The organism is Rhodoplanes elegans (genome assembly GCF_016653355.1).
In the GTDB taxonomy this organism is placed as follows: domain Bacteria; phylum Pseudomonadota; class Alphaproteobacteria; order Rhizobiales; family Xanthobacteraceae; genus Rhodoplanes; species Rhodoplanes elegans.
The window spans coordinates 1-7,123 of the sequence record NZ_NHSK01000046.1; the positions used below are offsets into that span (position 1 = coordinate 1).

At 70.5% G+C, this 7,123-nt stretch carries 5 protein-coding genes; 3 read left to right on the forward strand and 2 right to left on the reverse strand.

Annotated features, from left to right (window positions below):
- Positions 1-687, forward strand: a 687-nt coding sequence (locus CCR97_RS03535) for an extensin-like domain-containing protein (RefSeq protein WP_201159304.1), incomplete at its 5' end; no start/stop codon positions are given.
- Positions 688-693: 6 nt separating this feature from the next.
- On the opposite strand, the gene CCR97_RS03540 is transcribed toward CCR97_RS03535, so the two are convergent.
- Positions 694-1,332 carry a TetR/AcrR family transcriptional regulator gene (locus tag CCR97_RS03540; RefSeq protein ID WP_244670247.1) on the reverse strand — a complete coding sequence of 213 codons (639 nt, stop codon included), beginning with the start codon at positions 1,330-1,332 and terminating at the stop codon, positions 694-696.
- Positions 1,333-1,574: 242 nt separating this feature from the next.
- Between CCR97_RS03540 and CCR97_RS03545 the strand changes: the two genes are divergently transcribed.
- Positions 1,575-2,903: a tetratricopeptide repeat protein gene (locus CCR97_RS03545; RefSeq protein ID WP_111358812.1), complete on the forward strand. Its 1,329-nt coding sequence runs from the start codon at positions 1,575-1,577 to the stop codon at positions 2,901-2,903.
- A 63-nt stretch (positions 2,904-2,966) separates the two neighbouring features.
- Here CCR97_RS03545 and secA read toward each other — a convergent pair whose 3' ends face one another.
- On the reverse strand, positions 2,967-5,762 hold the full coding sequence (gene secA, locus CCR97_RS03550) for a preprotein translocase subunit SecA (protein WP_111358811.1): 2,796 nt from the start codon (positions 5,760-5,762) through the stop codon (positions 2,967-2,969).
- A gap of 405 nt (positions 5,763-6,167) precedes the next feature.
- Between secA and CCR97_RS03555 the strand changes: the two genes are divergently transcribed.
- Positions 6,168-7,123 (forward strand): peptidylprolyl isomerase (locus CCR97_RS03555; protein WP_201159305.1); only part of this gene is annotated, 956 nt, incomplete at its 3' end.

The window sequence follows — 7,123 nt, forward strand, 5'->3', positions numbered from 1 at the left end:
GCCGAGGCCGAGCCCGAGCCGCCGGTGCTCGGCCCGGCCGGCTGCGAGACGCGCGAGCTCGTCAAGCTCACCGCGATCCGGCTGCCGGGCGGCGGCCGCATCGCGATCCACGCGCCGTTCCAGCCGCAGACGCGGCTGCGCTGCACGATGGCCGAAGCCTTCGCCCAATGGGTGCGCGAGGACGTGGTGGCGCTGACCGCGTCGGCCGGCCCGATCACGGGTCTCCTGGTCGATTCGTCGACCGAGTGCCGCACCCGCAACCGCGTCGTCGGCGCCAAGATGAGCGAGCACGGCACCGGCAACGCGATCGACGTGCGGGCCGTCAGCTTCGGCGGCGGCCGCAATCTGGTGCTGACCGACCACCTGGCCGACAAGGGCGTGCGCACGGCGCTCGCCGAGTCGGTCTGCGGGCGGTTCATGACGGTGCTCGGACCGGGCTCGGACGGCTACCACGAGAGCCACGTGCATCTCGATCTCGCCGAGCGACGCAGCGGCACGCGGCTGTGCAAATGGGAGGTGCGCGACGCCTCCTGGAAGCCGCCGGCCAAGCCCAAGCCGGACGCCAAGCCGCCGGACGCCAAGCCGGGCAAGCCCGCCAAGCCGGCTCCGACCGAGGAGCCCGACGCCGAGCCCGAGGCCGAGCCGGATGCCGCCGCGCCGGCCGCCGCGGCGGCGGCGGAGGAGTGATGCCGATCACGCCGCTCCGAACAGGAGCCGGACGTAGTCGCGATAGGCGAGCACCTGGCCGGGCAGCACGGCCGGCTCGCGCAGCAGCTTCGCCAGCACGATGCCGCCCTCCACCAGGGTCGCCGCCATGTCGGCGACGGCGTCGAGGTCGGTCGGCAGCCGCGGCGGCGTCCGCTCGGCGATGCGGTCGAGGCGGGCGCGGAAGCGCACCCGCCAGGCCAGCACGCCGGCGCGGTTGAGGTCGCGGATCTCCTGGTCGAAGAGCTGCTCCTGATAGCAATAGGACGCCGCGAGGCACCCCGGATGCGCGCCCGGCAGATCGGCCAGCATCTCGGCGAACAGCTTCAGGAAGATCAGGTAGCCGTGCAACGGGTCGTCGCTGAGCGCGTCGGCGCGGGCGAACAGGCCGTCCAGGATCTCCTCGTCGCGCTCAAGATAGCGTCGCAACAGGGCTTTGGCGAGCTCGCCCTTGTCCTTGAAATGATAGAAGAAGCCGCTCTTGGTCAGGCCCGTCGCCGCGATCAGCTCGTCGATCGAGGTGGCGGCGAAGCCCTTCGCCAGCACGGCGGCCTCGGCGGCGGCGAGGAGGCGCTCGCGGGTCTCGCCGCGCCGGCGCGGACGGGTCTGGGACATCGCGGTCGACATCGGCGGGGGCTCCGGTTCGCGGCGATCGCGAACTGTACCACGGGTACGGTTTCGTCGGCGGGGTGCCGGCGCGGGTCGGTCCGGCTCCGCGCACCTGCGCCATAAGCGGTTGAAATCAGGACTGACGCCTTCGTGAACCGGGCCGCACCATGGGTTCACTGATGCCGCGACGGACGGGCCGATAGGGTCCAGGCCGAATTTCCGCACGACACCAGCGGCGCGTCGCGCCGGGAGGCTCCCCCATGACCGTCACGGACATCCGCGGCCACCGCCTGACCGGAGCGAGTGCTCCCGCGGCCCGCCATTACGACACCGCCGTGCAGGAGCTCGTGCTGCTGCGCGACGACCCGGTGGCGACCGTCGACGCGGCCCTCACCGACAGCCCGGATTTCGTGATGGCGCACGCCCTGAAGGCGTGGCTGCATCTGCTCGGCACCGAGCCGGCCGGCCTGCCGGTGGCGCGCGCCGCGCTCGCCGCCGTCGCCGACCGGGCGACGACCGATCAGGAGCGCGGCCATGTCGCGGCGCTCGCCCATCTCGTCGACGGCCGCTGGCACGCGGCGGCGCGCGTGCTGGAGGACGTCACGATCGTCCATCCGCGCGACCTCCTCGCGCTGTTCGCCGGCCACCAGCTCGACTTCTTCCGCGGCGACTCCCGCATGCTGCGCGACCGCATCGCGCGCGCCCGGCCGGCCTGGTCGCCGGCCGTGCCCCAGCATCACGCCGTGCTCGGCATGGCGGCCTTCGGGCTGGAGGAGACCGGCGCCTATGCCGAGGCCGAGCGGGCCGGCCGGGCCGCCGTCGAGACGGAGCCGCGCGACGCCTGGGCCCAGCACGCCGTCGCCCATGTGATGGAGATGCAGGGCCGCACCGACGAGGGCATCGCCTGGATGCGGCGCCGGCCGGACGCCTGGTCGGACGGCAGCTTCCTGGCCGTGCACAACTGGTGGCACCTCGCGCTCTATCACCTGGAGCGGGGCGAGATCGATGCCGTCAAGGACCTCTACGACGGCCCGATCCGGGGCGGGCAGGCGACCCTGATCCTGGAGATGATCGACGCCTCGGCGATGCTGTGGCGCCTGCATCTTCGTGGCATCGATGTCGGCGACCGCTTCGCCGTTCTCGCCGATGCCTGGGAGCCTGTCGCCGGGGCCGGGCTCTACGCCTTCAACGACGTGCACGCCGTGATGGCCTTCGTCGGTGCCGGCCGCCCGGACTCGGCGGCGCGCGTGATGGAGGCGCAGCGCGTCGCCATGGAGGGGGCGGGGGACAACGCGGCGTTCACGCGCGAGGTCGGCCGGCCCGTGACGGAGGCGATCGTCGCCTTCGGCGAGGGGCGCTTCGCCGAGACGGTGCGGCTGCTGCGCGCGGTGCGCGGCATCGCCCATCGGTTCGGCGGCAGTCATGCCCAGCGCGACGTGATCGACCTGACCCTGATCGAGGCGGCGCTGCGGGCGGGCGACGGCGGGCTGGCGGCGGCCTTGGCGGCCGAGCGGACCGCGGCGAAGCCGGAGAGTCCGCTCGCCCGGCTGTTCCGCCTGCGGGCCGAGACACTCGGCGCGGCCGCGTAGCCCGCCGCCGGCCGGGTCTACTCCGGGCGGGTCGACTCCGGGCGGGATCGCCCGGACGCGGTGTCAGGCGTAGCGGCCGTGGCAGTGCTTGTACTTCTTGCCCGAGCCGCACGGGCAGGCCTCGTTGCGGCCGACCTTGCCCCAGGTGGCGGGGTTCTTGGGATCGCGCGCCGCGGCCTCGACGGTGTCGCCGTCCTGGCGGCTGCCGAGCAGGACGCCGACCTCGGCCGGTGCGAACTCGTTCTCGCCCGTGGAGGGATCGAGCTTGGTCGCCTCCATGTAGGGGAGCTGCGCCTCGTCGGGCTGCTGCTGGACGATCTCGACCCGCATCAGCTGCGACGTCACGGCCTCGCGGAGGTTCTGGCTCATCGCCTCGAACAGGGCGAAGGCCTCGGCCTTGTACTCGTTGAGCGGGTCGCGCTGGGCGTAGCCGCGCAGGCCGACGACGTTGCGCAGATGGTCGAGCATCACGAGATGCTCGCGCCACAGGTGATCGAGCGACTGCAGGAGGATCGACTTCTCGACGTAGCGCAGGACGTCGGGGCCCCACTGGGCCGCCTTGGCGGCCATGTGCTCGTCCGCCTTGCGTTCGATGCGCGCGGTCAGCTCCTCGTCGGCGATGCCCTCTTCCTTGGCCCAGTCGTGCACCGGCAGGTCGAGGCCGAGCACGCGCTTGAGCTCCTCCTCCAGGCCGGGCGTGTCCCACTGCTCCGGATAGGCGTTCTCGGGGACGTGCTTGCCGACCAGGTCGTCGACCACGCTGTGGCGCATGTCGGTGACGACCTCGTTGGTCACCTCGTCGCGCATCCAGTCGATGCGCTGCTCGAAGATGACCTTGCGCTGGTCGTTCATCACGTTGTCGAACTTCAGGAGGTTCTTGCGCAGGTCGAAGTTGCGCGCCTCGACCTTCTGCTGCGCCTTCTCCAGCGCCTTGTTGATCCACGGATGGACGATCGCCTCGTCCTCGCGCAGGCCGAGCTTCTGCAGCATGCCGTCGAGCTTGTCCGACCCGAAGATGCGCATCAGGTCGTCTTCGAGCGACAGGAAGAACTTCGAGTGGCCGGGGTCGCCCTGGCGGCCGGAGCGGCCGCGCAGCTGGTTGTCGATGCGGCGCGATTCGTGGCGCTCGGTGCCGAGCACGTAGAGGCCGCCGGCGGCGAGCGCCTTCTCCTTCAGGCGCGACACCTGGGCCTTGATCTCCTCGATGCGGGTGTGGCGCTCGGCCTCGTCGGCGACGTCGGCGAGCTCCTGGCGGACCCGCATGTCGGCGTTGCCGCCGAGCTGGATGTCGGTGCCGCGGCCGGCCATGTTGGTGGCGATCGTGACGGCGCCGGGCACGCCGGCCTGCGACACGATATAGGCCTCCTGCTCGTGGTAGCGCGCGTTCAGGATGGCGAACACCTTGGCCTTGGTGGCGCCCTCGTCGCCCGAATACAGCGCCGCGAAGGCGTTCGGGTCGGTGAAGTCGTGCGCCTCCCAGCCCTTGGCCCGCAGCATGTCGGCGAGCTGCTCGGACTTCTCGATCGAGGTGGTGCCGACCAGCACGGGTTGGCCGCGCTCCTTGCAGTCCTCGATCAGCGTCAGGATCGCCCGGTTCTTCTCGGCGGCGGTGCGGTAGACCTCGTCGTCGTCGTCGACGCGCTGCATCGGCAGGTTGGTCGGCACCTCGACGACCTCGAGATTGTAGATGTCGAGGAACTCGTCCGCCTCGGTCTGCGCCGTGCCGGTCATGCCGGCCAGCTTCTCGTACATGCGGAAGTAGTTCTGGAACGTGATCGAGGCGAGCGTCTGGTTCTCGGGCTGGACCGGCTGGCGCTCCTTGGCCTCGAGCGCCTGGTGGAGGCCCTCGGAGAAGCGGCGGCCCGGCATCATGCGACCCGTGAACTCGTCGATGATGACCACCTCGCCGTTGCGGACGATGTAGTCCTTGTCGCGCTGGAACAGCTTGTGGGCGCGCAGCGCCTGGTTGACGTGATGGACGACCGAGACGTTCTCGACGTCGTAGAGCGAGTCGCTCTTGAGCTGGCCGGCCTCGCGCAGCATGCGCTCCATCTTCTCCATGCCGATCTCGGTCATGACGACGGTGCGCTGCTTCTCGTCGACCTCGACGTCCTCCTTTCCGAGCCGCGGGATGAAGGTGTCGATCGTGTTGTAGAACTCGGAGCGGTCGTCGAGCGGGCCGGAGATGATCAGCGGCGTGCGTGCCTCGTCGATCAGGATCGAGTCGACCTCGTCGACGATCGCGTAGACGTGCCCGCGCTGGACCATGTCCTCCAGCCGGTACTTCATGTTGTCGCGCAGATAGTCGAAGCCCAGCTCGTTGTTGGTCCCGTAGGTGACGTCGCAGGCGTACTCGGCCTTGCGCTGCTCGTCGTCGAGCCCGTGCACGATGACGCCGACGGTGAGCCCGAGGAACTTGTAGATTTGGCCCATCCACTCCGAGTCGCGCTTGGCCAGGTAGTCGTTGACCGTGACGACGTGGACGCCGCGGCCCGCGAGCGCGTTGAGGTAGACGGCGAGCGTGGCGACGAGCGTCTTGCCTTCGCCCGTCTTCATCTCGGAGATGGCGCCCTCGTGCAGCACCATGCCGCCGATGAGCTGCACGTCGAAGTGGCGCTGGCCGAGCGTGCGCTTGGCCGCCTCGCGCACGGTGGCGAAGGCCGGCACCAGGATGTCGTCGAGCGTCTTGCCCTCGGCGAGCTCCTTGCGGAACGCTTCGGTGCGCGCGCGCAGCGCCTCGTCGGAGAGGGCGGCGAGCTCGGGCTCGAGCGCGTTGATCTGGTCGACCCGGGGGCGGTAGGCGCGGATGCGCCGGTCGTTCGCGTTACCGAACAGCTTGCGGACGACAGCGCCGAACATCCCGGAGGTCCTTTCTTTAGGCCTCGGGTGGTTCCGGCCCCGAGGAGAATGCGGGCCCGTCCGGATGCGCCGGGCGACCCGCTGTGGCCCGGAGCAGCCCGCGTTCACGGCGCCATCGGGGGAAAAGACGCGGACGCGCGACGTCGCACATCCCACGGGTTACACCGGCGAGCGGTGCACAGATAGGAGGGGGTCCAGGCCTTGTCAATCCGGCCCGGACCCCGCGAAAAGCCGCTCCGGCCTTGCCGGTCAAGGCTTTGTCATGACGAACGTGTCATCGTCCGTGCCGCAATCATGCCGTCGTTTGTCGATAGCAGACCTTCCGGTTGCCAACCGCAGCGCGTTGGGCGAGGGTGCGGGGCCGTCACGGCGGGCGCGAAAGCCCGTCTTTCCCAAGGATTCTCGATGATTACGCAAAGCTTGTCCTCGCGTCCGGGCTGCCCGGCGCGCCGCCGTGCCCGTATCGGGACGGCTCTCCTCGTGACCGCGGCGCTGGTGGCCGGCCCGGCCGTCGCCCAGGCTCCGGCGACGGCGCCCGCCCCGGCCGCCGGCCAGAGTGCGCAGGCCCAGGACCCGGTGGTGGCCAAGATCGACGGCACCGAGATCCGGCAGAGCGACCTCGCGCTCGCCGAGGAGGACGTCGGCTCCAACATCCCGGCCGGCACCCCGGAGGCCAAGCGCGACTGGCTGGTCAACTACCTGACCGACATGATGCTGCTCGCCAAGGCGGCCGAGGCCAAGAAGATCCAGGACACGGCCGACTTCAAGAAGCGCCTCGCCTATGTCCGCAGCAAGGCGCTGATGGAGACCATGCTGCGCGACGCCGGCCAGGCCGGCGCCACGCCGGATGCGATGCAGCACGTCTACCAGGAGGCGGTGAAGCAGATGGGCGAGGAGCAGGAGGCGCATGCGCGCCACATCCTGTTCCGGGTCGCCGACGCGAACGACCAGAAGGCCGCCGCCGCGGCCGAGGCGAAGGCCAAGGAGACGCTCGCCCGGATCAAGAAGGGCGAGGACTTCGCGACGCTCGCCAAGGACCTCACCGAGGATCCGCCCGGCAAGGCCGACGGCGGCGATCTCGGCTGGTTCACCAAGGACCAGATGGTGCCGGAGTTCTCCGAGGCCGCCTTCAAGCTCGACAAGGGCCAGGTCTCCGAGCCGGTGAAGACCGCGTTCGGCTGGCACCTGATCAAGCTCGAGGACAAGCGCAAGCGCGCCGCGCCGCCGTTCGACCAGGTGAAGGACCAGATCGAGACCTTCGTGACCCGCAAGGCGCAGATCGAGCTCCTGAACAAGCTGCGCCAGGAGGCCAAGATCGAGCGGATGGACAAGCCCGAGGCGACGCCCGCCCCGGCGCCCGC